The organism is Streptosporangium sandarakinum (genome assembly GCF_050942225.1).
GTDB classification, from domain to species: domain Bacteria; phylum Actinomycetota; class Actinomycetes; order Streptosporangiales; family Streptosporangiaceae; genus Streptosporangium; species Streptosporangium nondiastaticum.
Genome location: NZ_CP192034.1, coordinates 5570446 through 5596729, shown reverse-complemented (window position 1 = coordinate 5596729; position 26284 = coordinate 5570446). Strand labels below are relative to the sequence as shown.

General features: G+C 75.7%; 19 protein-coding genes and 1 pseudogene. 7 read left to right on the top strand and 13 right to left on the bottom strand.

Annotated features, from left to right (window positions below; genetic code table 11):
• Positions 1-45: 45 nt before the first annotated feature.
• The 6 genes from ACQP10_RS26040 to ACQP10_RS26015 all read right to left on the bottom strand — a co-directional run bounded on the left by ACQP10_RS26040 (position 46) and on the right by ACQP10_RS26015 (position 9516).
• Complete coding sequence (locus tag ACQP10_RS26040; protein WP_179827318.1) at positions 46-1395, bottom strand: threonine/serine ThrE exporter family protein; 1350 nt, start codon at positions 1393-1395, stop codon at positions 46-48.
• A 924-nt stretch (positions 1396-2319) separates the two neighbouring features.
• Complete coding sequence (locus ACQP10_RS26035; RefSeq protein ID WP_433539905.1) at positions 2320-4572, bottom strand: hypothetical protein; 2253 nt, start codon at positions 4570-4572, stop codon at positions 2320-2322.
• Complete coding sequence (locus ACQP10_RS26030; protein WP_346022821.1) at positions 4569-5852, bottom strand: helix-turn-helix domain-containing protein; 1284 nt, start codon at positions 5850-5852, stop codon at positions 4569-4571. The genes ACQP10_RS26035 and ACQP10_RS26030 overlap by 4 nt, the downstream gene beginning before the upstream one ends.
• On the bottom strand, positions 5842-7179 hold the full coding sequence (locus ACQP10_RS26025) for a hypothetical protein (RefSeq protein ID WP_346022820.1): 1338 nt from the start codon (positions 7177-7179) through the stop codon (positions 5842-5844). The genes ACQP10_RS26030 and ACQP10_RS26025 overlap by 11 nt, the downstream gene beginning before the upstream one ends.
• Positions 7180-7280: 101 nt before the next feature.
• Positions 7281-8108: an SDR family oxidoreductase gene (locus ACQP10_RS26020; protein ID WP_346022819.1), complete on the bottom strand. Its 828-nt coding sequence runs from the start codon at positions 8106-8108 to the stop codon at positions 7281-7283.
• Positions 8109-8307: 199 nt separating this feature from the next.
• Positions 8308-9516: a sensor histidine kinase gene (locus ACQP10_RS26015; protein ID WP_433539904.1), complete on the bottom strand. Its 1209-nt coding sequence runs from the start codon at positions 9514-9516 to the stop codon at positions 8308-8310.
• 293 nt (positions 9517-9809) lie between these two features.
• Here ACQP10_RS26015 and ACQP10_RS26010 point away from each other — a divergent pair, with 293 nt between their 5' ends.
• From ACQP10_RS26010 to ACQP10_RS25980, 7 genes are all read left to right on the top strand, one after another.
• Positions 9810-11267 (top strand): MFS transporter, encoded by a 1458-nt coding sequence (locus ACQP10_RS26010; RefSeq protein ID WP_346022817.1) that lies wholly within the window; start codon positions 9810-9812, stop codon positions 11265-11267.
• Entirely contained in the window at positions 11264-11752 is a 489-nt protein-coding gene (locus ACQP10_RS26005; RefSeq protein WP_346022816.1) for a cupin, read from the top strand. Before ACQP10_RS26010 ends, ACQP10_RS26005 begins: the two co-directional genes overlap by 4 nt.
• A 23-nt stretch (positions 11753-11775) precedes the next feature.
• The gene (locus ACQP10_RS26000) at positions 11776-12759 is read left to right on the top strand and encodes an alpha/beta hydrolase (RefSeq protein WP_399499258.1); all 984 of its coding nucleotides are present in this window, start codon (positions 11776-11778) and stop codon (positions 12757-12759) included.
• The gene (locus tag ACQP10_RS25995) at positions 12756-14591 is read left to right on the top strand and encodes an ABC transporter ATP-binding protein (RefSeq protein ID WP_433539903.1); all 1836 of its coding nucleotides are present in this window, start codon (positions 12756-12758) and stop codon (positions 14589-14591) included. The genes ACQP10_RS26000 and ACQP10_RS25995 overlap by 4 nt, the downstream gene beginning before the upstream one ends.
• Complete coding sequence (locus ACQP10_RS25990) at positions 14588-16303, top strand: ABC transporter ATP-binding protein (protein ID WP_433539902.1); 1716 nt, start codon at positions 14588-14590, stop codon at positions 16301-16303. The genes ACQP10_RS25995 and ACQP10_RS25990 overlap by 4 nt, the downstream gene beginning before the upstream one ends.
• Positions 16304-16451: 148 nt before the next feature.
• The gene (locus tag ACQP10_RS25985) at positions 16452-16625 is read left to right on the top strand and encodes a hypothetical protein (protein ID WP_346022812.1); all 174 of its coding nucleotides are present in this window, start codon (positions 16452-16454) and stop codon (positions 16623-16625) included.
• Positions 16622-17305: a response regulator gene (locus ACQP10_RS25980; RefSeq protein ID WP_386148423.1), complete on the top strand. Its 684-nt coding sequence runs from the start codon at positions 16622-16624 to the stop codon at positions 17303-17305. The genes ACQP10_RS25985 and ACQP10_RS25980 overlap by 4 nt, the downstream gene beginning before the upstream one ends.
• Here ACQP10_RS25980 and ACQP10_RS25975 read toward each other — a convergent pair.
• From ACQP10_RS25975 to lanKC, 7 genes and pseudogenes are all read right to left on the bottom strand, one after another.
• Positions 17293-19355, bottom strand: a pseudogene (locus ACQP10_RS25975) (prolyl oligopeptidase family serine peptidase). The gene ACQP10_RS25980 and the pseudogene ACQP10_RS25975 sit on opposite strands and share 13 nt — an antisense overlap.
• Positions 19352-21175 carry an ATP-binding cassette domain-containing protein gene (locus ACQP10_RS25970; RefSeq protein WP_433539901.1) on the bottom strand — a complete coding sequence of 608 codons (1824 nt, stop codon included), beginning with the start codon at positions 21173-21175 and terminating at the stop codon, positions 19352-19354. The pseudogene ACQP10_RS25975 and the gene ACQP10_RS25970 overlap by 4 nt, the downstream one beginning before the upstream one ends.
• 231 nt (positions 21176-21406) lie before the next feature.
• Positions 21407-22948, bottom strand: a complete 1542-nt coding sequence (locus ACQP10_RS25965; RefSeq protein ID WP_433539900.1) for an ABC transporter transmembrane domain-containing protein — start codon at positions 22946-22948, stop codon at positions 21407-21409.
• 119 nt (positions 22949-23067) lie between these two features.
• Entirely contained in the window at positions 23068-23199 is a 132-nt protein-coding gene (locus ACQP10_RS25960; RefSeq protein ID WP_179827333.1) for a SapB/AmfS family lanthipeptide, read from the bottom strand.
• A 32-nt stretch (positions 23200-23231) separates the two neighbouring features.
• Positions 23232-23363, bottom strand: a complete 132-nt coding sequence (locus ACQP10_RS25955) for a SapB/AmfS family lanthipeptide (protein WP_179827342.1) — start codon at positions 23361-23363, stop codon at positions 23232-23234.
• Between the two features lie 34 nt (positions 23364-23397).
• The gene (locus ACQP10_RS25950) at positions 23398-23529 is read right to left on the bottom strand and encodes a SapB/AmfS family lanthipeptide (protein ID WP_179827346.1); all 132 of its coding nucleotides are present in this window, start codon (positions 23527-23529) and stop codon (positions 23398-23400) included.
• Between the two features lie 7 nt (positions 23530-23536).
• Positions 23537-26200 (bottom strand): class III lanthionine synthetase LanKC, encoded by a 2664-nt coding sequence (lanKC, locus tag ACQP10_RS25945; RefSeq protein WP_346022808.1) that lies wholly within the window; start codon positions 26198-26200, stop codon positions 23537-23539.
• Positions 26201-26284: the final 84 nt, after the last annotated feature.

Sequence of the window (26284 nt, the reverse complement as noted above, 5' to 3'; positions counted from 1 at the left end):
CCCGCGCGACGGCGGGTGGACCAGGCTCACCGTGCGGCAGGGCGGTCAGGAGCCGCGGGTGCGGCGGGCCGCCGGGCGCGGGATGAACGGCCTGCGCGCCCGGCGGGCGGCCGGCCGTACCCGCCGGGCCAGGTCGGACCCGGTGACCGCCCGCATGATCTCCGCGCCGAGCATGACCCCTGCGCCCAGGGCGAGGGCGGTCGACAGGGCCTGCAGCAGGCTGGACATGCCCGCGTCGGGGTGGCCGAGGTTGGTCTCCAGCATGCCGCGGTACAGGGCCGTTCCCGGCAGCAGTGTGCCGATCGCCGGGATCGTGATCACCAGCGACGGAACCTTGGCCGCCCTGGCGTACGCCGAGCCGAACAGGCCCACGGCCGCCGCGGCGACGGCCGTGGCCAGCACGACCGGCACGTCCCCGCCGCACAGCAGCACGAAGACCACCCACGCCAGCGTGCCGCCGATCACCGCGGCCACCAGGTGCCGGGGCGGCACGAGCAGCGCCACCGCGAACGACAGCGTCACCCCGGCCGACCCCAGAAGCTGCGCCGGCTCCAGCAGCAGCGGCGCGGCCGGCACGTTCTCCACGCTCAAGGGCACGCCCAGGCGGACCGCGGTGTAGAGGGTGACGCCGATCCCGGAGACGACCGCGGCGAGGACGAAGAAGACCTCGAACAGCCGGCCCGTCGCCGTGACGTACTCGCCGGCGATGCCGTCCTGCACGCAGGCCACCATCAGCCGTCCCGGCAGCAGCGCGACGACCGCGCCGACCACCACCGCCTCGGCCCGCACCTGCACGCCGAGCGCGATCAGCAGCACCGCCGCCAGCGAGCCCAGCATGGCCGCCACCGCGATCTGGAAGAACTCGGCCACGCCCCGGCCCGCCAGCCACGCGCTGGCCCGGTCGCCCAGCACGGTCGCGGCGAACGCGGCGAGCGCGACCCGCAGGCCGCCGCCGACCAGGATGCTCGCCGAGGCGGCCACCGTCGCGACCGCCGTCACCAGGAACCAGGCGGGGTACACCCGCACCCGCCGGGTGATCCGCCGCAGTCGCGCCTGCGCCTCCTCCAGCGGCAGCGCCCCCGCGGCGGCCTCGGCGACCAGGGCGTGCACCGCGATCAGCCGGTCGTAGTCGGGCAGCCGGCGGCGGACCCGCCGCTCGACGGTGACCGGCACGCCGCCGTCCGCCGGGACGTGCGACAGAGTGATGGCCGACAGGTTGACGTCGGCCTCGCTGTGCGGCACGCCGTACGCGTCGGTGATGCGGCGCATGGCGCCGGAGACCGTCTCGTTGGACTCGCCGCTGCCGAGCAGCAACTCGCCCACGCGCAGCGCCAGCGCCATGGTCAGATACAGGTCACGCCGCGGAGGTGCCTGCTCCAGCGGTGTCGCCGACACCGTTTCCCCCGATACTTCCGAAATAGAACCTGCGCAGAGGTTATCTGCTCACCGCAGCCGCCAGAGCACGCACCCGCTCGGCGTGGCGATCATGACCGATGATCACCGGCGGCTCGTTGTACGGCATCGCGTCGGAGGACCGGCGCAGCTTGACGTACTGGCCGCAGGCGTCGACCGCGTAGGGCTCCATGTCGTCCTGCAGCGCGCCGATCACCGTGATCCCGTACGTCTCGCCGATCCGGCGGAACAGCGCCACGGCCTCCCTGCGATGCTCCTTGCCGAGGTTGCGGCCCAGCTCGTCCAGGACCAGGCACAGGTGGCCGCCGCCGGAGGAGGCGATCGCCGCCGCGCAGACCAGCTTCACCGCCTTCTCGTCCATCAGCGCGGTGTTGGCCCGCCGGTTGTACGGCACGTAGCCCTGCCCCTCGCCGCGCCGCCAGCGGGGCGTCACCCGCCACGCCCAGCGCTGCTCGGGGTCGGCGGGCGCGGGCGGCACCGGGAAGTCCAGCGTCGCGCCGTAGCCGCCATAGGCCAGGTCGAGCCGTTCGAACTCCTCGGCGACCCGCGCCAGCCGCGCCTTGACCGCCGCGGTCAGCGCGGCCCGGTGCACGGCGGTGGACTGCGCCGCCTCCTCCGCCCCCTTGGCGGCGGCGGACAGGTCGCGGCGGCGGGTCTCCAGCTGGGTCTCGATCTGGCGGCGCTGGTGGCGCTCGTACTCCTCCTGGCCGCGCAGGTAGGACGCCAGCGCCGCGCAGACGCCGGGGAACGTGGCCTGCTCGCGCGCGGTGCGCCCGGCCCCCGGCTCGGTCCGCTCCCTGATCAGGAACCGCAGCTCCTCGGGCATCTCCTCGTCCTCGCCGGGGAAGGTGTCGCGCAGCGCCTCGTCGAGGTGGCGCTCGGCCGCCCGCCACCACTCCTCGGCCGTCAGCGGGCGCTCGTCCTCGCCCAGCGCCTCCAGCCACTCGCCGGCCCCGGCGACCGTGCCGCCCCAGTCGGCGGCCATCGCGTCCAGCGCGAGCGCGTCACGGTCGGACTGCACCTTCGCCGCCTGCTCGGCGGCCTGGTCGCGTTCGGACTCGTGCCGCGCCCGGCGGCCCTCCAGGCGCTCGATCTCCATGCTCCTGGTGCGGGCGCGGAAGTCGAGCGCGGCGACCTCCCGCTCGGCCTCGGCCACCCGCGGCGCGGCCTCGGCCAGGGCCGCGACGAGGCCGGTGAGGACCTCGCGCCGCTCGGCGAGCCGCCGTTCGACGTCGGCCAGCCGCACCGCGGCGCGCGCCCCTCCAGCCGCCGGGCCGCCTCCGCCATGCCGTCCTCGGCGGTCCGTACGGCCTCGGCGGCGGCCTCCTGCACGTCCCGTGCCCGGTGCAGCCGCTGCTCGGCGGCCTTGATCCGGGCCTCGCGGCCGGTGGCGACCGCCTCGAACGACCCCACGACCGTGATGCCCGCCGCGCTGACCAGCACCGAGCCGGGCAGCGCGGTCAGCGTCCGCGCCGCCTCGGGAAGGTCGGCGGCGTCCACGATCACCGCGTGCTCCTGCGGCCAGCCCCGGGCGGCCAGGAGCGCCCGTCCCGCGTGGTCCGCCGCGGCCTCGTCGTCGCGGGCCTGCTCGGCGACGTCGATCGCGTCGAGCAGGCCGGTCGCCCGGACCCCGGCCGCGGCGAGCGCGTCGAGTTGCGCCGCCGCCGGGCCGCCCTCGGCGTCGTCCAGTGCGGCCTTCGCCTCGTCCACCTCACGGTCGGCCACGCCCAGCGCCTTCAGCGCCTCGTTGAGAACGACCCTGGCCCGCTCCAGCTCGGCCTCGGCCGTCGCCACGTCGCGGCCGTCGGCCAGCCGCCGCTGCTCCTCCAGCCCGGGGATGCGGGCGCGCAGCTCGTCGGCCGCGTTCTCCGCCACCGCCCGGTCGGCGTCCAGCTTGGCCGCGCGGGCCTGCAACGCGGCCAGCTCCCGGCGGGCCCCGGCCAGGGAGCGCTCCAGCGAGTCGTCCCGGAGCGTGGCGATCTCCGCCTTCACCGTCTCGATCGCCTCGGCCGCGCGGCCGCCCGTCTCGCGCAGCCGCTCCAGCTCGGCGGCGAGCGCCTCGTCCCGGCGGGCCGCGTCGGCGAGCCTGCGCGCCAGCCGCCCCCGCCAGGAACGCATCGCCCCGGCCAGCCGCACCCGGGCCCGGTCGCGCCGGTCGAAGGTCGAAAGCAGCTCCCGGGACTCCTCCTCGAAGTCCGTCAGCAGCTCCGCGGCCCGCGTCGCCCGCACCCGTCTGGCGTGCTCGTCGCGCCGGGCCTCCCGCTCCTGGTCCAGCTCGGCGTCCAGGCCGGTCAGCGCGGCGATCGCCTCGAACACCCGCTCCGGGGAGATCTCGTTCAACGGCTGGGACAGCAGGTTCGTGGCGACCTTGCTGCGCACCGAGGTGGACAGGAACGACACGCACCTGACGCGGTCGCCGTACAGGAACCTCGTCAGGTCGCGCGCCACCACGTCGCGGCGGCCCGCCGAGCGCGGCAGCGACGCCCACACCTCGTCGGCCAGCGCCACCCGCTCCGCCTCCGAGGGCGCCGAGGCCGGCCTGATGCCCGGGACCACCCGGATCTCCAGGTGCGGGGCCTCCTGGTTGACCCGCAGCCACACCGTGACCGCGTCGTCCACCGAGCCGGGCGGGGCGAAGACGCCCACGATGTAGCCGTGGTCGGCGCTGGCCCACGTCCCGGCGCCGCCGCCCGCCGCCAGTTCGGCGTTGAACAGCAGCTCCGCCACCGCCTTGGCGCCGGAGGCGAAGCGCCACTGCTCGTCGCCGAGCAACGCGGTGATCATCGCGATGAACGACGACTTGCCCGCGCCGTTGGAGTCCTTCGGGCCGGCCCCGGCCACCACGATCAGCGTGCCGGGCACGATCGGCACCGGGTGGGTCGACAGCCGCGAGATGTTGACCGCCTGCACGGCGATCAGCACGCGGTCGCCGACCACGTCGTGGTCGGGCGCGGCGGGCCTGACCTCCACCGGCACCAGGCCGATCTGGCTGCCGCGCGCCCGCGCCGCCGCGGCCTCCGCCGTCTCCGCCGTTCTGGACGGTTCCGCGGCCGTGCTTCCGGCGGTGCTTCCCGCGGTGTCCTCGGCGGCGCCGGCCGCGCGGCGGCCCCTCGCGCCCCGTCCCGCCCGCGCGGCCCGCTCCGGCTGTCCGGTGGTCACCCCTGTGTTTCCCTTCCTCGACGGTTCGCCCGAATGGCGGTGGCCAGCGGGGTGTGCGGCCCCGCGGCCAGGATGAGCTCCTCCTGCAGGCGGCGCCTGGCCGCCGGGGTCAGCCGGTGGAACTGCGGGCCGGGAACATAGCCGCCCGCCTCCTCCCCGGCCTTGACCTGCGTCACCAGGCCCGCGTGGCGCAGCGTCCGCAGCGCCGCGTCCAGCGCGCCGACCGGCAGCCGGGTGTGCCGCCGCAGCTCCTCCACCGGGGCGGGGAACGGCGACAGCCAGCTGTCGGCGGGCAGCACGCCCTCGGCCCGGGGGATCGCCACCGAGTGGACCAGCACCAGCGTCAGCACCGCCCGCTCGGCCTCGCCGACCGTCCCGCTCACCGCGGCGCCCACCTCGTCGGCGTATCCCGAGATCCACGTCTCGCGGCCCTGGACGAGCACCCGGCCGCGCCGCCGCAGCATCTCGGCGACCGTACGGCGCGGCGCCGGGTCGCGCAGCGCCGGGAAGCGGGCCTCGTGGACCGGCTCGGCGGCGTGCTCGACCGCCATGAACGCCGCGACGATCTCGGCCCGGCGCCGCTCGTCGAACGCCTCCAGCAGGTCGGCGTCCAGATCCGCGGCGGCGGTGACCTCCGAGGCCGCCGCGACCTCCCCGGCCGCCGCACCCGCCGTGACCTCCCCGGGCTCCCCGGCGTCCCCGTCCGGGCCGGCCGTCGCCTCCCTGGCCCCCTCGCCGTCCTCGACGAGGACCGGGAGCACGGCGGGCCGGGCGGCGCCCTCCGCGCCGGAGGGCAGGCGGCGCAGCAGCTCCCGGAGCTGCGCGTGCGACTCGGCGGGCCAGGACGCGCAGCGCGGGCCGAGCCGTACCACGCCGGCCTCCACCGTCAGCCAGGCCGAGTCGTGCAGGCGGCGCAGCGCGCCGACGGCCCAGTTGCGCATCAGGTCGTCGCCGCGCCCGATGAGGGCGCGGTAGGCCGCCAGCACCTCGTCCACCGGCGCGGGCGAGCCCGGCCACGGGTCGGCGGCGAGGTCGGCCCAGCAGCACTTCAGCGCCGCCGCCAGCACCCGCCGGGTCTCCCCGGAGCGTTCCACCGCCACCGGCGCGACCTGGTACTCCTCCAGCAGCGACGGCGTCGCGCCGTCGGGCCAGGCCGGCAGCGCCGTACCCGTGCCGTCGCCGAGGCCCGCCCGGAGCATGCCGGCCGGGGCGGGCTCGCCGGGGCCCAGCGGCAGCGGCCCGGCGGACCGGGCACGCGCGTGCATCAGCTCAGGCGTCATCATCCGTCCTTCCCGGACCTTCCGAACCCTCCGGACGGCGGCGCGCCGGCTCGGACGCCCCGGCCGTTCTCCCCGGACGGCCGCGCACCGGCTCGGGCGCCCTCTCCGTCCCCGCGTCCGTCCGCTCCAGGTGGCCGTGCGACAGCCACGCGGGCTCCGCGCCCGGGACCGCCGTCAGGCCGTCGGACCAGCGCAGCCGGTAGGGCGACTCCGGGCGCAGGTCGGCCGAGACGAGGTCGGCCAGCAGGCGGCGCGCCGAGACCCACTCGCCGCCCGCGGCGAGCACCTCCTCCAGCGGGGCGGACGGCCGCCCGGCGAGGACCGACTCGGCGACGGCGGCCAGGCGGCCGAGGACGCCGTCGCCGGCCTCGGCGTCGTGGGAGCCGGCCGGGCCGGGGTCGGGCACGATCGAACGCGGGGGAGTGGGCTGCGCCGGAGCCGGGCGGGGGCTCTCGTCCACCGCCCGGACGATCGCCGCCGGGTCGTGCCAGGGCGCCGGGGCGTCGAAGGCGAAGCCGTCCAGCACGGCCGCGAGCCGCTCCTTGTCGGCGGTCTGCGCGAACGTCCGCCAGGTCTCGGCGGGCAGCAGCGTGAGGTTCCGCGTCGTGCCGGCCGAGTCGGCCAGGCGGCCGGCGGCGCGGCGGGAGGCGTCGCTGTAGGCGTAGATCGCCGCGCGCAGCTCGGTGCAGGTGCGGTCGAGCTCGGGCCAGCGGGTCAGGATGGTCGCGTGCAGGCTCTGCGCCCGGCGGGCGATCTCCTCGGTGCCCCACAGCTTGGGCGCCTGCTCGCGCAACTCCTCGATGGTGCCGCCGACCAGCGTGATCAGCTCCAGCGCCCACAGCCGGAAGGCCCGTGACAGGTTCCGCGCGCTGAGGCGCGCCTCCTCCATGGTCGTACGGGGGTCGGCGACGTTGAGGTCCTCCAGCGCCAGCAGCCGGTGCATCTCCGACTGGCCGCCGTCGGCCATCATCCGCCGGACGAACATCAGCCCCACCACGCTGGTGAACGACGCCCGGTAGCGGAGCTGGTTGGGCTTGGGGAACACCTCGCGGATCGCGCCGAGGCCCCTGAGCACCCGCAGGCGGTTCTCGAACATCTCCAGCGGGTAGGCCCGGCAGACGTGGCGCATCTGCTCGTGGGTGAGCCACTCCTCGCCGGCCTCGGCGAACGCCGCGAACAGCGTCTCGGCGATGTCGACCAGCACGGGGTCGTCCACCACCGCGCCGCTGTCGCGGGCGAGCGCGGCGAACATCCGCCGGTAGGTCGACAGCACGGCCTCCTCGGTGAGGGCCGCGTCGAGAGTGATCTCCTGGTCGGTCTCTGGCACGCCCAATACCGTAGGGCCTTCCCCCGACATCCCCGTCCCGGGCGGGGCGCGGTCACCCAGGGACGGGCGTCCTCCCGGTCAGCGCTCCGGCGGTCGCCCGCTCACCGGTCCCCGGACGGTGCGGCGGCGCGGGGCGGCACCCCGTTGCGGAGCGACCAGCCGCCGTCGCTGACGATCGTCTGGCCGGTGATCCAGGAACCCTCGTCGCCGGCCAGCCACCGCACCAGCCCGGCGGTCTCCTCCGCCGTGCCCCACCGGCCCCGCGGATGCCGGCCGGACAGCCACTCGCGGTCCTCGGGCGAGGCGTATCCCGTGTCGACGGGCCCCGGGTTGACGCAGTTGACGGTGACGCCGCGGGCGCTCAGCGGGGCGGCGAGGCTCATCGTCAGCTGCTGCACCGCGCCCTTGGTGGCGATGTAGGGCAGCTCGGTGGGCATCGGCTCCAGGTGCTGTCCGGAGGTGAATGTGATGATCCGCCCGCCGTCCAGGTCGGGCTGGGCGGCGAACTCCTGCACCAGCAGCAGGGTCGCCCGGACGTTGACCGCCCAGCACAGGTCGAGTTCCTCGGCGGTCAGCTCGCCGATCCCGGCCTCGGAGCTGCGGGCGTGGTTGGCGACCAGGACGTCCACCCGGCCGAACCGCTCGCGGGCGGCGGCGACGATCTCACCGGGCGCCGCCGGGTCGGCCAGGTCGATCGCCAGGTGCGCAACCGTCCCGGCGCCCTCGGGCAGTTCCTCCCGCAGCGCCGCGACGACCCCCTCCGCGCCCAGCGGATCGGCGCCCCAGGGCTGTTCGGCGTCGTGCGGCGACCACGAGCAGGCGAGGACGTTCATCGGCACGGAGGCCAGCTCGCGGGCGACGGCGTAACCGATGCCGACGCGCCGGCTCACCCCCGTGACGATCGCGGTCCTCATCGGAACGGAGGTCATCGTTCTCCCGTCTTTCGCTGCGAACGGCATGGCGGCCCATCATCACACCAAGATCACGAAAACGTCCATCCGTTGACGGCGGGACACCGGCCGGTGACGTCTCCACCCCCGCGGAATCATCCGGGTGAGCGAATCGACCCGCCGGACCCGGCCGTCCGGGGCGAACCGGTGCGCCCCGGAGGCCGGGGCCGCTCGTGGATCACGATGCCCCTCCCAGGGGAAGCCCGGCGCGTACGGGCTCCCCGAGGGGAAGCTCGGCGCGTACGGTGAAGCCGCCCCCGGGGCGGGGCGCGGCCCGCAGCCGGCCGCCGAGCGCCGTGACGCGCTCGCGCATGCCGAGCAGGCCCGTGCCGGGCACGGGCGGCGCGGCCGGGTCGGCCCCGCCGTCGTCGTCGATCTGCACGACCAGCTCCTCGTCGGCGTAGCCGACGCGCACCGCCGCGGCCGCCCCGCCGGCGTGCCTGGAGACGTTGGTGAGCGCCTCCTGGACGATCCGGTACGCGGCCCGGTCCACCTCGGGCGGCAGTTCCCGCCGCGTGCCGGAGATCGTCACCGTGACCGGCAGCCCGGCCGAGCGGGCCCGCTCCACCAGGCCGCCGAGCCGGTCGAGACCGCTGGCCGCGGCCTCGCCGCCGGAGCCGCCGGAGCCGCCGGGGTGGTCGGGGTCGTCGGAGTGGCCGGGGTCGCGCAGCACCTCCAGGGTGGCGCGCAGCTCGCGCATGGCGTCACCGCTGGCCTCCTGGATGGCCAGCAGCGCGGGCGGCACGTCCTCGCCGCGCTTGCGCGCCAGGTGGACGGCCACCCCGGCCTGGACCTTGATGATCGAGATGCTGTGGGTGAGCGAGTCGTGCAGTTCCCTGGCGATGCGCAGCCGCTCCTCACCCGCACGGCGCAGGGCCGCCTCCTCGCGGGTGCGCTCGGCCTCGGCGGCCCGCCGCTCGGCCTCCTCCAGGTACGCCTGCCGGTGCCGGGTCACCGTCGCCGCCACACCGGCCGCCACGAACCAGCCGACCAGCAGCGAGGCGTCCTGGAGAACCTGCACGGGCCCGTCGGACCCGGGGAGGTTCGCCGCGAGGTCCACGCCCAGGAAGACCACGCTCGCCAGCGCCGGAGCCAGCCGATGGCCGGCCCGTACCGTGGCGAACACCGACACCAGCACGGGGAAGGAGGCCGGTGGGCCCGCCTGGAAACGCGCCGTGACGACGAGCATGCAGGCCGTGCCGACGAGCAGCGACACCAGGGGCGCCCGCCGCCAGGCGACGAGCGCGAGCGAGCCGGCGAGGGCGGCCGCGAGATCCACCGCGCCCGTGCCCGGCGTGCCCAGCACGACGGCCGACAACAGGGCGGCCATCACCGCGGCGAGCAGGCCGTCCTGGGCGAGCGGCCGCCACCCCTCCACAGACCTCATCCGTGCAGATTACGATCTCTCCCCCCGGAGGTCGTCACCGGTACGTCGTAACGAATGCCTACTCCCCGGGATGTAGCGGGGCCGGTCCTGCTTCCCCGGTGTCAGGAGGAGGAGCCTTCCCGGGCATGACGACCACCGACCGGCCCGGACAGCACGATGTCCGGCATGCACACGATCCGAGCAAAGAGCGGGCTCCGCCACGTGAGCCCGGGGAGCCGCCGGCCGTCACCCCGCGCACCCGGCCCCCGTACGGGCGGGTCCGCGGCCACGGGAACGGCGCGGAGGACCGAGCCGTGCTGAGAGGCGGGGAAGCGGCGGCGGGACGGGCCGCCCGGCCGGGGGTCACCCTCGCCGCAGTGGCCGTCGTGCAGTTCATGGTGTCACTGGACCTGTCGGTGGTGAACGTCGGACTTCCGCGGATCGCCGCCGGCCTCGGCTTCAGCGCGGCGGGCCTGACCTGGGTGATCCACGCCTACGCGCTCACCTTCGGCGGGCTGCTCCTCCTGGGCGGCAAGGCCGCCGACCGGTACGGCCGCAGGGGCGTCCTGCTGTTCGGGCTCGGCCTGTTCGGCCTCGCCTCGCTCGCCGGCGGCTTCGCCCAGGAACCCGGCCATCTGGTCGCCGCCCGCGCCGCGCAGGGCATCGGGGCCGCCGCGCTGGCCCCGGCCGCACTGGCGCTGCTGACCGCGACGTTCCCCGCGGGCAGGGCCCGCGTCCGGGCCTTCGGGGTGTGGAGCGCGACGAACGCCGCCGGGGGCGCCCTCGGCGTCCTGATCGGCGGCCTGCTCACCGAGTACGCCGGCTGGCGCTGGGTGATGTTCGTGAACGTGCCGATGGCCGCGTGCGCCCTGGTCCTGGTCCGGCGCGGCGTCACCGCCGGCCCGCCTCCGGTCCGCGGCGGCCGCCCGGACGTCCTCGGCGCCGTCCTGGCCACCGCGGGCATGACCCTGCTGGTGTTCGGCGTCGTCCGCACCGACCGGTACCCGTGGGCCTCGCCGGTCACCCTGGCGACCCTGGCGGTCGCCGTCGCGCTGCTGGCCGCGTTCGTCCGCGTCGAGCGGACCACCACCCGCGAACCGCTGCTCCGGTTCGGCCTGTTCGCCAACCGCTCGGTCGCCGGCGCGAACGCCTACAACCTCCTGGTCGGGGCGGCCATGGCCTCGTCCTTCTACTTCGTGTCCCTCTACCTGCAACGAGTCCTCGGGGCCGGGCCGGCCCTGACCGGGGTCGAGTTCCTGCCGTTCTCCCTCGCCGTGGCCGCCGGCTCCGTGCTCGCCGTCAAGCTCGGCTACCGTCTCGCGCCGCGGACCCTCATGGCCGTCGGCGGGCTGCTGACCGCCACAGGCTTCGCCTGGTTCGGCCTGATCAGCCCGGACGGCGCCTTCGTCACCGACGTCCTGGGACCCTCGATCGCCGCCGGCGTCGGCTTCGGGCTCTGCCTCGCACCGGTCGTCTCCACCGCCACCGCCGGCGTCGCGCCCCACGAGACCGGCACCGCCTCGGGCCTGCTCAACAGCTCACGCCAGATCGGCGCCTCGCTCGGGCTGGCCGTCCTCGGCACCGTCGCGCACGACCGCACCGGCCCGATCACCACGCCCGAGGCCCTCAACGCCGGGTACGCGCTCGGCCTGACGCTCAGCGCCGTGCTCCTGGCCGCCGCCGCCCTCATCGCCCTCGTCGTCCTGCCCCGGATCAGCCCACCGTCACGGACCGGACAGGCCGACACCCACCGGAAGGAAATCCTCGTATGACCGCCGCCCCGATCGATCTCTTCGCATCCGTCGTCCACCTTCACCAGGGCGGTGAGATCCACGCCGGGAGGAGAGCGGCGGACCCCGGCCGGGACGGCTGGCGGCTGACGGCCTTCCACGCGAAGACCGGCGCCGACGTCCACGCCGACCACTGGGAGGTCCACCCCGAGGCCGAGGAGATCGTGTCCTGCCTCATCGGGAAGATGCGTCTCTACCTCCGCCCGGAGCGGCCGGACCAGGAGGAGGAAGAGATCAGGCTCCTGGCCGGAACCGCCGCCATCGTCCCGCGCGGGCGGTGGCACCGCATCGAGCTGGACATCCCCAGCAACATCATGACCGTCACCCTGCCCCACGGCAGCCGGCTGGAGAAACGGACCGAACCCCAGGCCGGACCCCGGCCGGAGGAACGGCCCGAAGCCCGGACCGGCTCCCCGGCCGCGGAAGTGGTCCGAAGCCCGAATCAGACCCCCGTCCCCACCCCCTGACGTCTTCATCCGGAAGGACGACCTTGAAAGAAAAGGCCCCACTGGGCGCCCGCATCATGCTCAGGGACACCCTGGACTGGGATTCGCTCACCGACGACCAGGTGATCGCCGCGAGGCGGAAGGTCAACCGCCTCCGGTCGTCCCGGGTGGTACGGATCATCACCGGCCTGCCCGACCGCCGTGCCCGCATCGAGGAGCGCACGATCGCCCTTCCGGGCCGTCGTCTGAAGCTGCGGGTGCATCGTCCGAAGAACGCCGGTCCGAGGCTGCCGTTGATCCTCTCGTTCCACGGCGGTGGCTTCATCGTGGGAGTCCCCGCGCAGAACGACTGGCTCAACAGCCACCTCGCGGTCCACTGCCCGGCGGTGGTCGTGTCGGTGGACTACCGCCTCGCCCCCGAGCACCCGCTGCCGGAGCCGATCGAGGACGGCTACGACACGCTCGTCCGGATCCTTGAGGACCCCGCCGGCTGGGGCGTCGACCCGGCGGCCGTCGCGGTCTTCGGAGAGAGCGCCGGCGGAACGCTCGCCGCGCTCGTCGCGTTGCGCGCCCGCGAGGAGGGCCCACCGCTGCACGCCCAGGTGCTGGCCTACCCGGGCACGGACTGGTCGGACACCATGGCCGACTACCCCTCGCTCGCCGCGAACGCCGGCCACCCCGGGTTCTCGCTGTCGGAGTGGCGCACGGCCCGCAGGCTGAGCGTGCCGCCGGACCTCGACTCACGCAGCGTGTCGCCGGTGAGGTTCGAGAACCTCGCCGGCCTGCCGCCGGCGCTGGTCGTCACCGGCACGCTGGACCCCGCGGACGACCAGGGACGCCGATATGTCGAACGGCTCCGCGCCCACGGCACCGACGCCCGGCTGACCCGCCACCGGAAGGCCATCCACGGCTTCCTCAGCATGCCCGGGCTGGTCCCGGCCGCCCGGCCCGCGCGCCGCGAGATCCTCGCCTTCCTGCGCGGCCACCTGCACCCCGCGGCGAGACCGGTGAAGGCGGAGGGACGATGACCGTCGGCGCCCCCGCCCGGGAGGAGACGCGCCCCGCACCGCCGCCCGCCGTCCCCGCGGCGGGACGGAGTACGGCAGGGCTGCTGCGCCCCTACGGGTGGGGTTTCGCCGCCGTGGTGATCCTGCAGGTGATCGGCGCCGTCGCGGGTCTGGCGCCGCTGCTGGCGGTCGTCGAGCTGGGCCGCGCCCTGCTGTCGCCCGGCCCGGTCGACCACGGCCATGTCCGGCTGGTCGTGATCGCGGGCGCGGCCGGCCTGCTGGTGCGGCTTCTGTTCACGGCCGCGTCGTCCGGGGTGGGGCATCTCCTCGACGGCCAGGTGCAGCTGGCGCTCCGGCGGCGGCTGGCGGCGCACCTGGGGCGCGTGCCGATCGGCTGGCTCTCCCGGCGCCGGACCGGTGAGCTGGCCAAGGTGGTGGGGGAGGACGTGAGCGCCGTGCACCCGTTCATCGCCCACACCCCCGGCGAACTCGCCGTCACGTTCGCGGTGCCGCTGGTGTCGCTGGTCTACCTGTTCACCGTCGACTGGCGGCTCACACTGATCACCCTGATTCCGGTGGCGCTGGCGGTGGCGCTGGTCCCGCTGATGATGACCCCGACCCGGCTGCGCGAGCAGGAGGAGTTCGACGCGGCCATGGGACGGATCACGAGCTCCGTCGTCGAGTTCGTCCAGGGGATCGCGGTGGTCAAGGCGTTCGGCGGGGCCGGGCGCGCCCACCGCGGGTTCCTTACGGCGGCGGACGAGTTCGTCGGCGTCTTCTCCCGGTGGGTGCGCGGCATGTCCCTGATCGCCGCGGGGATGCAGCTGGCGCTGTCGCCGCCGTTCGTGCTGCTGGTCGTGCTGGCCGGCGGCACAGCTCTGATCATGAACGGTGGCCTGGCCCCGGCCGACCTGCTGCCCTTCCCGCTGCTCGGACTGGGCCTGACCGCCCCGGTGGCGGCCCTCGGCCACGGCTTCGACGACATGCAGGCCGCCCGGCGCGCGGTCGGCCGCATCAGGGACGTGCTCGCGGTGCCGCCGCTGCCCGAGCCCGCGCACCCGGTCGCACCCCGGGGGCACCGGGTGGAGCTGCGCGGGGTCCGGTTCGGCTACGAAGACGATCGCGAGGTGCTGCGCGGCGTCGACCTGGTGCTGGAGCCGGGGACGGTCACCGCGGTCGTCGGGCCGTCGGGAAGCGGGAAGTCCACGCTGGTCCGGCTGCTGCCGCGGTTCTTCGACCCGGTCCGCGGCTCGGTCACCCTGGGCGGCGCCGATCTGCGCGAGATAGACGGCCGGGAGCTGCACCGGCTGGTCTCCTTCGTCTTCCAGGACGTTCGCCTGCTGCGCGCGTCGGTCACGGACAACATCGCGCTGGCCGTACCGCACGCCGACCGCGACGACGTGATCCGCGCCGCCCGGCTGGCGAACATCCACGACCGGATTCTGGAGCTGCCGCGCGGATACGACACGGTCCTCGGCGAGGAGGCCCGGCTGTCGGGGGGCGAGGCGCAGCGGATCTCGATCGCCCGCGCGCTGCTGGCCGACGCGCCCGTCCTGGTGCTCGACGAGGCGACCGCCTTCGCCGACCCGCGGACCGAACAGGCGGTGCGCCGGGCCCTGGCGACGTCGGCGGGCGATCGGACGACCCTGGTCATCGCCCACCGCCTGGAGACGATCGCCGACGCCGACACCGTCGTGGTGCTGGAGAACGGAGAGATCGTCGAGCGCGGCGGGCCCGCCGAGCTGCTGGCGCGAAACGGAAGGTTCGCCGCGCTCTGGCGATCCCACCGGTCGGCGGCCACCGACGAGACCGAGACCCCCGCCGGCGTGCCGCAAGGAGACGAATCCCGATGATCCGAATGCTGCTGCGCGTGCTGGGACACGAGTACGCCCGGGCGACGCGGTGCACCGTGGCCCTCATGACGACGACCGCGACGGCCGAGGGCCTGTCCTACGCGCTGCTGGTCCCGGTGCTGCGGGCACTGCTCGGAAGCACACCCGCGGACGCCGTGCCCTGGCTGGTCGCGTTCGGGGCCGCGGTCGCGCTCTACGCCGTGCTGCGCTACATCAGCGACCTGTCCGGCATGCGGGTCGGGACCACGATGCTGCGCGGCATGTACCACCGGCTCGGCGAGCACCTGGCCCGGCTGCCCATCGGCTGGTACGGCGCGGGCCGGGTCGGCGAGGTGTCGGTCCTGGCCGGCCGCGGCCTCCTGGAGGCGATGGGCGTGGTGGCGCATCTGCTGGCACCGTTCGTCTCCGCCCTGGTCACCCCCCTGACGATCGTCGCCGTGATGCTCGTCTTCGACTGGCGGGCGGGGCTGGCCGCGCTGGCCGCCGTACCCGTCGTGGCGGCGATCCAGATCTGGACGGCACGCTCGACGGCCGCCGCCGACACCGAGCGCCACGAACGCGACAACGAGGCCGCCGACCGGGTCATCGAGTTCCTCCAGGCGCAGCCGGTGCTGCGGGCCGGAGGCCGGACCGGTGAACGCTTCACGTCGCTCGACGACTCGCTGCGGGACATCCGGCGCGCGTCCCGCCGTACCGTGCTGGCGACGCTGCCCGGCGTGGTGGCCCTGACGCTCACGGTGCAGGCGGTCTTCACCGCGCTGCTGGCCCTGGGCGCCTACCTCGCGCTCGGCGGGGACACCGGCGCGGCGGAGATCCTGACGATCCTGGTGCTCGCCGCCCGCTGCGCCGATCCGTTGCTGTCGCTGTCGGAGATCGGCGGCAGGCTCCGCAGCGCGCGTTCCGTGCTGGCCAGGCTCGACGCGGTGCTGCGCGTCGAACCGCTGCCGGAGGCCCCCGAACCGATCCGGCCGGTACGCCATGACCTGGAGCTGGAGTCCGTCACCTTCGGCCATGGCGGTCGCAGAGTGTTCGACGGGGTGTCGCTGACCGTGCCGGAGGGGCAGCGGCTCGCCGTCGTCGGCCCGTCGGGCGCGGGCAAGAGCACGTTGCTGCAGCTGCTCGCGCGGTTCCACGACGTGGACGCGGGCGCGGTGCGCGTGGGGGGTGTGGACGTGCGCGCGATCGGCACGGAGGAGCTGATGGCGCGGATGGCCATCGTCTTCCAGGACGTCTACCTCTTCGACGGCACGATCGAGGAGAACGTCCGGCTCGGCCGCCCCGACGCCACCGAGGCCGAGGTGCGGGCCGCGGCGGCGGCGGCGCGGCTGGACGAGGTGGTCGAGCGCCTGCCCGGCGGCTGGACGGCGAACGTCGGCGAGGGCGGCGCGCTGCTGTCGGGCGGTGAACGCCAGCGCGTCTCCATCGCGCGGGCGCTGCTGAAGGACGCGCCCATCGTGCTGCTGGACGAGGTGACCTCCGCGCTGGACCCGGTGAACGAGGCGGCCGTCCACGACGGCGTCGAGCGCCTGATGGCCGGCCGGACGGTGGTGATGGTCGCGCACCGGATGCGGACCGTCCGGCGCGCCGACCGCGTCGTCTTCCTGGACGGCGGCCGGATCGTGGAGGAAGGCGGCCACGACGAGCTGCTGCGCCGCGGCGGCCACTACGCCGGCTTCTGGAACATCTCCATGGCACCGGCGGCGGGCGAATGAGCCGGCAGGCCGTCCCGTCCTCCGCCGCGCGGACGCCCCGCCCCATCGGCGGACGCCGCGGGCACGGCGCGGATACCACCCCGGGAGTACGGCGGGACCGCGACCGGGAGCGGACGAAAGACGTCCGGCCGGGCTCTACTGTTCCGGTATGAGGATCATGCCCGAGCGGCGCCCGGCGGTGACGGACGCGGCTCCCGCGGCGAGGATGAGCGTCACCCGCCGTCCCGGTGGGCAGGCGGGGACGCGCGTCGCCCGCCGGCCCGGCGGGCCTGCCGTACGGATGGACGGCGGGGACGCCGCCACCGCTGGAGGCGCGTCGTGATCCGGGTGCTCCTGGTCGACGACCAGCCGCTCATCCGCGCGGGGTTCCGCGCCCTGCTGGAGGCCGAGGACGACCTCCAGGTGGTCGGCGAGGCGGGGGACGGGGCGAAGGGCCTCGCCCTGGTCCGCGAGCACCTGCCCGACGTCGCGCTCGTCGACGTGCAGATGCCGGTGATGGACGGCATCGAGGCGACCCGGCGGATCGCCGCCGACCCCGCCCTGGCCGGGGTGCACGTGGTGATCCTCACCAACTACGGCCTCGACGAGTACGTCTTCGACGCGCTGCGCGCCGGCGCCACCGGGTTCCTGGTCAAGGACACCGAGCCGGCCGACCTGCTGCACGGCGTCCGCGTCGCGGCGCGGGGCGACGCGCTGCTCGCCCCGGCCGTCACCCGCCGCCTGATCGGCGAGTTCGTCGCCCGCCGCCCGCTGCTCTCCGCCACCGGGCTGGACGTCCTGACCAACCGGGAACGCGAGGTGATGGCGCTGGTGGCGCACGGCCTGTCCAACGACGAGATCGCCGCGCACATGGTGATCAGCCCGGCCACCGCCAAGACCCACGTCAGCCGGGCGATGACCAAGCTGGGGGCCCGCGACCGCGCCCAGCTCGTCGTCCTCGCCTACCAGTGCGGCCTGGTCACGCCGGGGCTGCCGGGCACGCTCCCCGGTCAGGGAGCCTGATCGGCCCCGTCCACGACCGGCGGCGCGTACGGCGGCGGACCGGGGGCCTGGGCGAGTCGCAGGCCGGTGTGCTCGGCGAGGAAGGCCAGCAGGTCGCCCGCCAGCCCCACCGACCGGCTCGCCGACCGCGCCGCGTGCCCGACGCCCTCCTCGTGGCGCAGCAGGACCGGTCGTGTCCCCGAGGTCGCCCACTGCAGCGCCGCGCACAGCTTGCGCGCGTGCATGGGGTCCACGCGGGAGTCGCCGCCGAAGGCGGCCAGCAGCGTCGCCGGGTAGTCCACGCCCTCGCGCACCCGGTGGTAGGGGGAGTAGCCCAGCAGCCATCCGAGCTGCTCGGGGTCGTCGGCCGAGCCGTACTCCGCCCGCCAGGCCGGGCCCAGGCCGGACCGCTCGTAGCGGACCATGTCCGTCAGCGGGGCCGAGCAGACCGCGGCGGCGAACAGGTCGGGACGCTGCGTCAGCGCCGCCGCGGCCACCAGCCCGCCGTTGGACTCGCCGCACAGGCCCAGCCGGTCCGGGGCGGTCCAGCCCTCGGCGACGAGGTACCCGGCCACCGCCACCAGGTCGTCGACGGCGTTCTGCTTGCGGTCGAGCGCCCCGTCGCGGTGCCACCCCGCGCCCTCCTCGCCGCCGCCGCGCAGCTGGGCCAGGACGAACACGCCCCCGGCCTCGACCCAGGGCAGGATGTAGGCCGAGTACGAAGGCGTCATCGGCCGGCCGAACCCGCCGTAGCCGTACAGGACCGCCGGTCGCGGACCGGAGCCGGGCCGGGCGAGCACCACCATCCGCACGGGCGTGCCGTCCCGGGAGGCGCAGACGAGCCGGCGGGAGACGATCCCGGGCACCTCGACGGCGCCGGGCGCGGCGGCCCACGGCGTGGTCCGCCCGGTGCGGGTGTCGTAGCGGTGCACGCTCGTCGGCGTGACGCCGTCGGTGTAGGTGAACCACACCTCGGGGCCGCCCTCGGGACGGGTGAACATCCGCCCGGCCGCGCCGAGGCCGGGCAGCGGCACCTCGCCCAGCCTTTCGCCGGTGGCCGGGTCGTGCACGGCGATCTCGCTGATCGCGTGCCGGGTACGGCCGACGAGCAGCACCGGCGCGCCGGGCTCCCCGGCGAACGCGAAGTCGCCGGTCACCGCCTCCGGGTCGGGGCCGACCAGCTCCCGCCAGCCCGCCACGCCGGGCCGAGCCGGATCGGCGACGCACAGCCGCCCCCGGGGGCGTCCAGGGTGGTCAGCAGGTAAAGCCGCCCGTCCGGGCCCACCGCGGGCACCGTCGCCGCGGCCGTCCCCTCCTGGACCACCCGCAGCCCGGGGCGTTCCGGCGGCCCGGACGACAGGTCGGCCAGCCACAGGTCGTTGCCGCCGCCGGAGGCCGCCGAGACCGTCAGCCAGCGGCCGTCGGCGCTCATCCCCAGGCCGTAGGACCGCTCGTCGCCGCAGATCACCACGTCGTCGTCGGCGGGGACGCCCAGCCGGTGCAGGCACACCCGCCGCGCGCGCACGTAGAAGAACGCCTTCCCGCCGGGCAGCCAGACCACGGGCGCGTAGCGGCAGCGGTCGATCGGGCCGTCCACCTGCCGCCCGGTGGAGACGTCGAGGACCCGCAGCTCCGAACGCTCGTCGCCGTTCCTGGAGACCTGGTAGGCCAGCAGCCGGCCGTCCAGGTCGGGCTGCCAGGAGTCGAGGGTCGTCAGTCCCGACGGGTCGAGCTCCACCGGGTCGACCAGCGCCCGCTCGGCCCCGTCCGGTCCGGCGGTGTACAGCACGGCGTGCTCCTGGCCGGCCTCGCGGCGCAGGAAGAACCGGCGACCGCCCCGCCACAGCGGCGGCCCCGCCATCCCGGCGGACATGAGCCGGGCCACCCGCCCGTGCCACGCCGCGCGCCCGGCGAGCGCGTCCGCGTGGCCGTTCCACAGCCTCTCCTGCGCGGCCAGCCACTCCCGCGTCCGGGGATCACCGGCGTCCTCCAGCCACCGGTAGGGGTCGGCCACCGCGTGCCCGTGCAGGTGGTCGACGATCGGCTGCCGTTCGGCGGGGGGATGGATCACAGCACCGGCTCCTGTGGGGTCGCGGGGTTCCAGTGGCCGACCAGGTCGGCGTAGAGGGGGGAGGCGGCGAGCAGCTCCGAGTGCCCGCCGATCCGGACGCTGGTGCCGTCCATGACGAGGATCCGCCGCGCCCGCGTCGCCGACGTCAGCCGGTGCGCGATGACGACGAGGGTGCCGCCGCGGCGGGCGAACGCCTCCTCCGCGCGGGCCTCGGCCGCCGGGTCCAGGTGGCACGTCGCCTCGTCGAGGATCACCAGGCGGGCCGGGGAGAGATGGGCGCGGGTCAGGGCGACGAGCTGCCGCTCGGCCGGGGACAGCGCGCCGGAGGACACCTCGGCGCCGTAGCCGCCCAGCCGCTCCGCCAGCGCGGTCAGGCCCACCTCGCGGGCGGCGGCGTCCACCTCCTCGCGCGACGCTGGCGCCAGGTAGGTGAGGTTGTCCCACAGCGTGCCCCGGAAGACGTACGCCTCCTGGGGGATCAGCACCCGGCAGGCCGGATCGAGCCGGTCGGCGGGGACGCCGCCGACCTCGACGCGGCCCGCGCCGGGCCGCAGCACCCCGGCCAGCAGCGCGCCCAGCGTCGATTTGCCGATGCCGCTGGGTCCCACCACGGCGAGGTGGTCGCCCTCGGGGATCGACAGGTCCAGGCCGGAGATCACCGGCTCGGCGTGCGGGCCGTACGCGAAGGCGACCCCGCGCAGCTCGGCGCGCACGTTCCGGGCGGTGACCCGCCCGGCGGCCGGACCGTACGGCGGAGCCGCGGGACCGGGGGAGGGGGCCGGGGACCCGGAGGCGGAGGTGAGGGGACAGGGGGAGGGGGAGGGGGAGAGCGTAGGGCGCTCGGCGGCGGTGGTCGGGAGGGCGGGGGAGGCGGGACCGGGCGGGACGTCCGGCCGCAGGATGCGGTCCAGCGACACCCGCAGCCGCACACCGCTGATCCCCAGCCCCTGCACGAGGTTGCCCAGTGCCGGAGCCAGCGACTGCGTCACGTACGCCAGGGCGCCGAGGACCACCCCGGCCCCGGCCCCCCGCGACAGCAGCCAGGGGGTGCCGGCCAGGATCAGCAGGACCGGCAGCCGGCCGCCCACCGCCAGCGACAGCGTGCGCAGGGCGGTCACCCGGGCCAGTGACCGCCCCGCGGCGGCCTGCTCCGCCACCCGCGCGCCGACGGAGGCGGCCACCCTGTCCTCCGCCGCGCAGGCGGTGACGTCCCGCAGGGCGCCCACCGCGGCGGCCAGCGACCCGGCGGTGCGTTCGTCGGCCAGCAGGAACTCCCGCTGCCGCCGGGCCATGGCCGGCAGCGACAGCAGGAACAGCCCGACGCCGGCCGCGAACGGCGGCAGCACCAGCACCAGCACCTCGGGGACCAGCGCGCCCAGCCCCAGCACCACGCTCACCACGGTGAAGGCGAACGACCTGACCACCGTGATGACCGAGGCGAAAGCGTCACGGGCCAGCTCCACCTGGAGGTTGGACCGGGCCACGGCCGCGGAGCCCGGCCCGTGCCCGGCGGCGGACGCGCGGTCCAGCGCGCTCTCCACGACGTGGCCGAGCAGGTCCTCCCGGAACGGCTCCACGATCGCGGCGACGGCCAGCACGACCTGCCGCGCGCCCGCCGCGCCCACCAGCCAGGCGGCGGCGAGGACCGCCAGCCAGGCGAAACCGGTGCCGGGCCGGCCCGCGGCGAAACCGTCGTCGATCGCCCGCGCCACGGCCAGGCCCACGACGAGGGCGGGCGCCGTCTCCGCCACCGACCACGCGGCGAGCCTGACCAGCAGGCGCGGGTCGCGGCGGAGCGCCCGGCGGACCGGGCGGTTCACGGCGCCCCCTGCGCGGACGGCGACGGGGCGGCCACGACGGGACCGGGCGGGCCGGGCGGGCCGGAGGCGGATCCGGGAGGCCCCGGAGGCCCGGGAGGCGGGCCGTCCGCCTGGAAGACGGCGCGGTACGCCGGGTCCCCCACAGCGCCCGGTGCGTGCCGTAGCCGCGCATCCGCCCGCCGTCCAGCCAGATCACCCGGTCCGCCGCCGCCGCGGTCGCGGCGCGGTGCGTCACGACCAGCCGGGTACGGCCGCCCAGCCGTCCGGCCAGCGCCGCGGCGACCTGCCGCTCGGTGACGGTGTCGAGGCTGGAGGTGGCGTCGTCCAGGACGAGCAGCCGCCGCCCGTGCGCGAACGCCCGCGCCAGCCCCAGGCGCTGCCGCTCCCCGCCCGACATCGGGGCGTCGTCCAGACGCGTGCCGTACCCCAGGGGAGCCGCCGGACGAACGCGTCGGCGCACGCCTCCCGGGCGGCCCGGCGCACGGCCCGCGGGTCCGGCTCGTCCAGGCCCAGGCCGACGGCCTCCTCGACGGTGTCGCCGACCAGCACCGGGCGTTCGAAGGCGTAGCCCACCGCCCGGCGCAGCGCCCCGGGCGACAGCCGGGGCAGCGGCACCCCGTCCAGCAGGACCGTCCCGGCGGCGGGGTCGGCCAGCCGCCCGGCGAGCGCGGCCAGGGCCGACTTGCCGCTGCCGGAGCGCCCGACCACCGCCACCGAGCAGCCGCCCGGGACGACCAGGTCGATCTCGCCGAGCCCTTCGGCGCGCACGCCGCGCAGCTCCAGCGTTCCGGGGCCGGCCGGCAGCGGGCTCTCGCCGTAGGCCCGCGGAGTCCCGGCGGTCAGCTCGGTGATCCGGCCGGCCGCGGCGCGCGCCCGGGCCAGCCGGGCGACCTGGCCGAGCGCCGAGCCGATGCCCGCGCCGAGCACGACGTAGCGGGCGGCGGAGTACAGCTCGCCCGCGGTCAGCCCGCCGTCCGCCAGCCGCAGCCCGCCCACCGCGAGCACGGCCACCTCCAGCAGCGGCACCACGGCGCCCGCCCGCACGCCGGCGCTCGCGTTGGCCCGCCACATGTCCATGGCGTGCCCGCGCAGCCGGGGCAGCGCGGCCAGCACCCGGGCCTTCTCCGCCGCCTCGGTGCCCGCGGCGGCGATCGTCCGGGCCCCGGCGAGGGCGTCGACCAGGCGGGCGGCGATGTCGCCCTGGGCCTCCTGGTAGCCGCCGGCGATCGAGGTGCCGGCCCGCAGGAACGCCCGCAGCACGAAGGTGATCAGGACGAGGCCGCAGACCAGGGTCAGGGCCAGCCGTACGTCGATGAGGGTGAGCGCCACGATGCCGCCCGCCGAGGGGATCACCAGCGCCGCCGCGGTGACGAGCGCCTCCGGCGCCCGCCCGGCCTCCTCGGCGTTCACCCCCATCCGGGTGACGAGGTCCCCTTCGGGGAGGCGGCGGGTCAGCGCGGGCCCGGCGCCGAGGACGTGCCGGAGGGCCCGCAGGCGGAGCCACGCCGTGGCTTGGGCGCCGCTCACCCCGGCGCCCCAGACGCCCAGGGCGTCGCAGGCGACCGCCCCGGCCACGAGGGCCGCGCAGACGCCCGCCCAGGTCCAGGCCCCGCCCGCCGGGCCGGCCGCGACCAGGGCGTCGACGGCCCGGCCCAGCGCGTAGGGGAGCGCCAGCTCGGCCAGTGCCCCGGCGACGGAGGAGACGGCGAGGACGCCCAGCCAGGGGCCGCCGCGCCGTACGGTCTGGGCGAGCAGCCGGTCCGCCGTCCGCACCGGTCCCTCCTTCGCTCGAAAGGTTCTGGGGCCCGCTCGACGGGGCTCGGAAGAAGTCCCCGGAACGGGCCGTGCCCGGGACGGCCGCCGTCATCGGCCGCCCCGGGCACGGGGTGTCACTAGTGGCAGAGCAGCAGGCTCAGGTTGCTCGGCGTGTAGGACTCACAGCCCAGGACGGTCAGCGAGCTGCCGCCGCCACCGCCGTGGCCGCCGCCGGGAGCCTCAAGAGCCTGGAGGTCGAGAAGAACCATTTTCCTTACCTCTTCCTTGTGATCGGAGACGACTAGTGGCAGAGCAGGGCGCTCAGGTTGCTCGGCGTCTGGGACTCGCAGCCCAGGACGGTCAGCGTGCTGCCGCCGCCACCGCCGTGGCCGCCGCCGGGAGCCTCAAGAGCCTGGAGGTCGAGAAGAACCATGGTGTTACTCCGTTTCTGGCGATCGGGAAGAGGATCAGTGGCACAGGAGCAGGCTCAGGTTGCTCGGCGTGCAGGACTCGCAACCGAGAACGGTCAGCGAGCTGCCGCCGCCGCCACCGCCACCCCCGTTGGGGGCTTCCAGGCTCTGGAGGTCGAGAAGTACCATGCTGTTGTCACACCTCCTTCGAAGGTTCGCAGGGGGAAAGCCGCTCGGCGGATCCATGCGCGGGTAGTGCCGTGGACAGGGCACCCGCGCCGCCGGGCGGCTCGACAAAGGGGAGGAGCACCCGCCGGTCGCCCAGCGCGGAGCTCATCGCGAACAGGACTCCGGCCGTGCCGGTCGCGAAGTCCATCGAAAGCCTGAGCAGCTGGTCGCCGGGGAAGGCCAGGCCGTCGCCGTATGACAGCGCGTGCCAGCCCAGTCCCCGGATCTGCTCGGCGAGGTCGGTGGCGGTCCCGGAGCCGGCGCCGGTGCGGGCGGGGTCGCCCGGCGCGGGCTCCGGGACCGCGGCCAGGGCCGCGATCATGCCCGCCCGGCCGGTGAACAGCCCCGGCTGGACGTAGTAGCGGCTCCGGGCGGCGCGCATGCAGCCCCGCAGCGCGGTCCGGAAGCCGTCGTCGTCGCGGTGGGCCAGGTAGCGGGCGAGGACCAGGCCGATGCCGGCCGATCCCTCGTCCAGGTAGGGCAGCGTGCGCCACCCCTGCGTGACCTGCAGCGAGTCGTCCTGGACGGTGACGCAGCGCCGCAGGTCCTGCCGGAGCGCCACGGCCGCCAGGTCGAGCAGCCCGGCGTCGCCGGTCCGCTCGTAGGCGTGCAGGAAGAGGAGGGCGGGCCCGGACGAGCCGTACATCAGCCCGGCCCGCGGGTTGCCGCCGCCGCTGGTCTCCGGCACGTCCTCCACCCCGCCGAGCCGGTCGGCGCAGACGCCGACGGCGCGCAGCGCCAGGTCGGCGAGCGTCTGCTCACCGGTCGTGCCGGCCAGGTGCAGGAGGTTCAGCCCGACACCCGCGAGGCCCCCGAACAGGCCGGGTTCCAGCCCCTCCCACTTCTCCCGCATGGCCACCTCGACCGCGTCGAGCGCGTCCTGGCGGTGCCCGAGCCGGTCGAGGACGTAGGCGACACCGTGCAGCCCGTCGTAGAACCCGACGCCGGTCCCGGGGGCGGGGGACGCCGCGCGGCGGCGCAGCCACTCCACGTGCTCGGGGCGGACCTCGGTGCCGGCGGCGTCCAGCGCGTAGAGCACGCCGGCCGCGCCGTACGCGAGGTTCAGGCCGCCGCCGGGCCTGAACTGGGCCACGTCACCGGGGAAGAGACGGTCGTCGCGCCCGGGGGTGGCGCTCGCCAGGATCGCCCGGCACATGGCGTCCCGCAGCGCGGGCCAGTCGTCCGGGGCGAGCCGGGGGAGGGGCCGCGCCGTCACCGGGTCGTCGCCGACGATGGTGCGGACCGCCTCCTGAACCACCTCCGGCGGCACCGGGAAGGTCTCGGTGACGAGCTCGGCGAGCTGGAACACCTTGGCCCGGTCGAGCGACTGGGTGACGGTGAGTTGCGGCGCGAACAGGCCGAAGCACAGGCAGGCGAGCGCGTAGTCGTCGATCTCGACGCCCTGGCGGCCGGGCGGCGCGTTGAAGGCGGGATGGCCCAGGGCGGCGCGGCCGCGGTCCTCGGCGAGGGTCGCCACCTCGTAGTCGATCATGACCAGGCGGCCCTCGGCGGTGATGAGGATGTTGTTGGGATGCAGGTCGCCGAAGACCACGCCGCGCTCGTGCAGCGCCTCGACGGCCCGCCGGACCGCCGGGAGCGTCTCCATGACCCACGCGGTGTACTCGGCGAGGGTCCCGGCGTCGCAGCCGGCCCGGGTGAGGGGGTAGCGCTGCACCAGCTGCCGCTGCAGGGGGTTGCCGTCGACGAACTCCTGCACCAGGAAGTGGTGCTCGCCGAGGACGAAGTAGTCGATCAGCTCGGGCACGCAGTCCAGCCCGGACAGGCGCTCCAGCATGTCGCGCTCGTGCCCCAGACGCGCCACCGCGTCGCGGCCCGCGGCGTCGAGGCCGGCGTGCGGGCGGGCCTCCTTCAGCACCACGCGCCTGCCGCCGCGTCGCTCCCGCCCGAGGTAGACCCCTCCGCCGTTGGAGAAGTGCATGACGCTCTCGACCTCGTACGGCAGACCGCCGGTGGTGACCGCGTTGCGGGCCGCGAGGTGCGGCTCCAGGAACTCCGGCAGCGTCACCCAGGACGGCACGGAGAAGGACGGCCCGCGCACGTCGGGCACCAGCCGGCCGTCGGCGTCCTCGATCGCGAGCACCGCCTCGCCCTTGGCGTCCAGGCAGTGCCGGGAGGCGAAACCGCCGTAGCGCACGAAGAGCGGGCCCTCGCCGTAGCGCAGGTCACTGAGGATGTAGGGGCCGTGGACGCCGCGGAGCAGCTCGTGCAGCTCCTTCAGCGTGAGCTCCAGCTGCGCCTCGTCCACGGGGTAGATCGTCACCAGCTTGCCGCTGGACCCGCGGGGGGCCGCCTTGGAGTTCAGCATCGTCACGACCGGCCGGCTGCGCAGGAACTTGAAGGCGATCCCGCGGGGCACGCAGTAGTCCCAGACCAGCTCCATCGCCCGCTCGGCGTCGTCCAGGCACGCCGACACGTGGATCTTCCAGCCCTGCCTCGGCGTCCTGGCGTCGAGGGGCGCGTAGTGCATCCACGTGTCCGTCGCCTGGTGCGCCCAACCGCCCGGCACCTCCCGGCCGGCGAGCGGGAAGTCCGGGTGCTCGCTCCGGTCACTGTCGAGAGTGTCGTAGAAGGTCGGGTCCGCTAGGCAATAAAGCTCATAGTGGTCATTCACGGCAATCTCCCTGCTGTCTTCCAGGGGAGAGAATTCCGGATAACCCGAGAAATCACCAGTTACAAGTTGCACGACCAACACGTG

What these genes read in the sequence shown, in the direction of transcription:
- ACQP10_RS25990 (WP_433539902.1), top strand. Translation starts at nt 14,588, where the DNA reads ATGATCCGAATGCTGCTGCGCGTGCTGGGACACGAGTACGCCCGGGCG.
- ACQP10_RS26020 (WP_346022819.1), bottom strand. Translation starts at nt 8,108, where the DNA reads ATGACCTCCGTTCCGATGAGGACCGCGATCGTCACGGGGGTGAGCCGG.
- ACQP10_RS26030 (WP_346022821.1), bottom strand. Translation starts at nt 5,852, where the DNA reads ATGACGCCTGAGCTGATGCACGCGCGTGCCCGGTCCGCCGGGCCGCTG.
- ACQP10_RS25955 (WP_179827342.1), bottom strand. Translation starts at nt 23,363, where the DNA reads ATGGTTCTTCTCGACCTCCAGGCTCTTGAGGCTCCCGGCGGCGGCCAC.
- ACQP10_RS25985 (WP_346022812.1), top strand. Translation starts at nt 16,452, where the DNA reads ATGAGGATCATGCCCGAGCGGCGCCCGGCGGTGACGGACGCGGCTCCC.
- ACQP10_RS26015 (WP_433539904.1), bottom strand. Translation starts at nt 9,516, where the DNA reads ATGAGGTCTGTGGAGGGGTGGCGGCCGCTCGCCCAGGACGGCCTGCTC.
- ACQP10_RS26005 (WP_346022816.1), top strand. Translation starts at nt 11,264, where the DNA reads ATGACCGCCGCCCCGATCGATCTCTTCGCATCCGTCGTCCACCTTCAC.
- ACQP10_RS25995 (WP_433539903.1), top strand. Translation starts at nt 12,756, where the DNA reads ATGACCGTCGGCGCCCCCGCCCGGGAGGAGACGCGCCCCGCACCGCCG.
- ACQP10_RS25950 (WP_179827346.1), bottom strand. Translation starts at nt 23,529, where the DNA reads ATGGTACTTCTCGACCTCCAGAGCCTGGAAGCCCCCAACGGGGGTGGC.
- ACQP10_RS25960 (WP_179827333.1), bottom strand. Translation starts at nt 23,199, where the DNA reads ATGGTTCTTCTCGACCTCCAGGCTCTTGAGGCTCCCGGCGGCGGCCAC.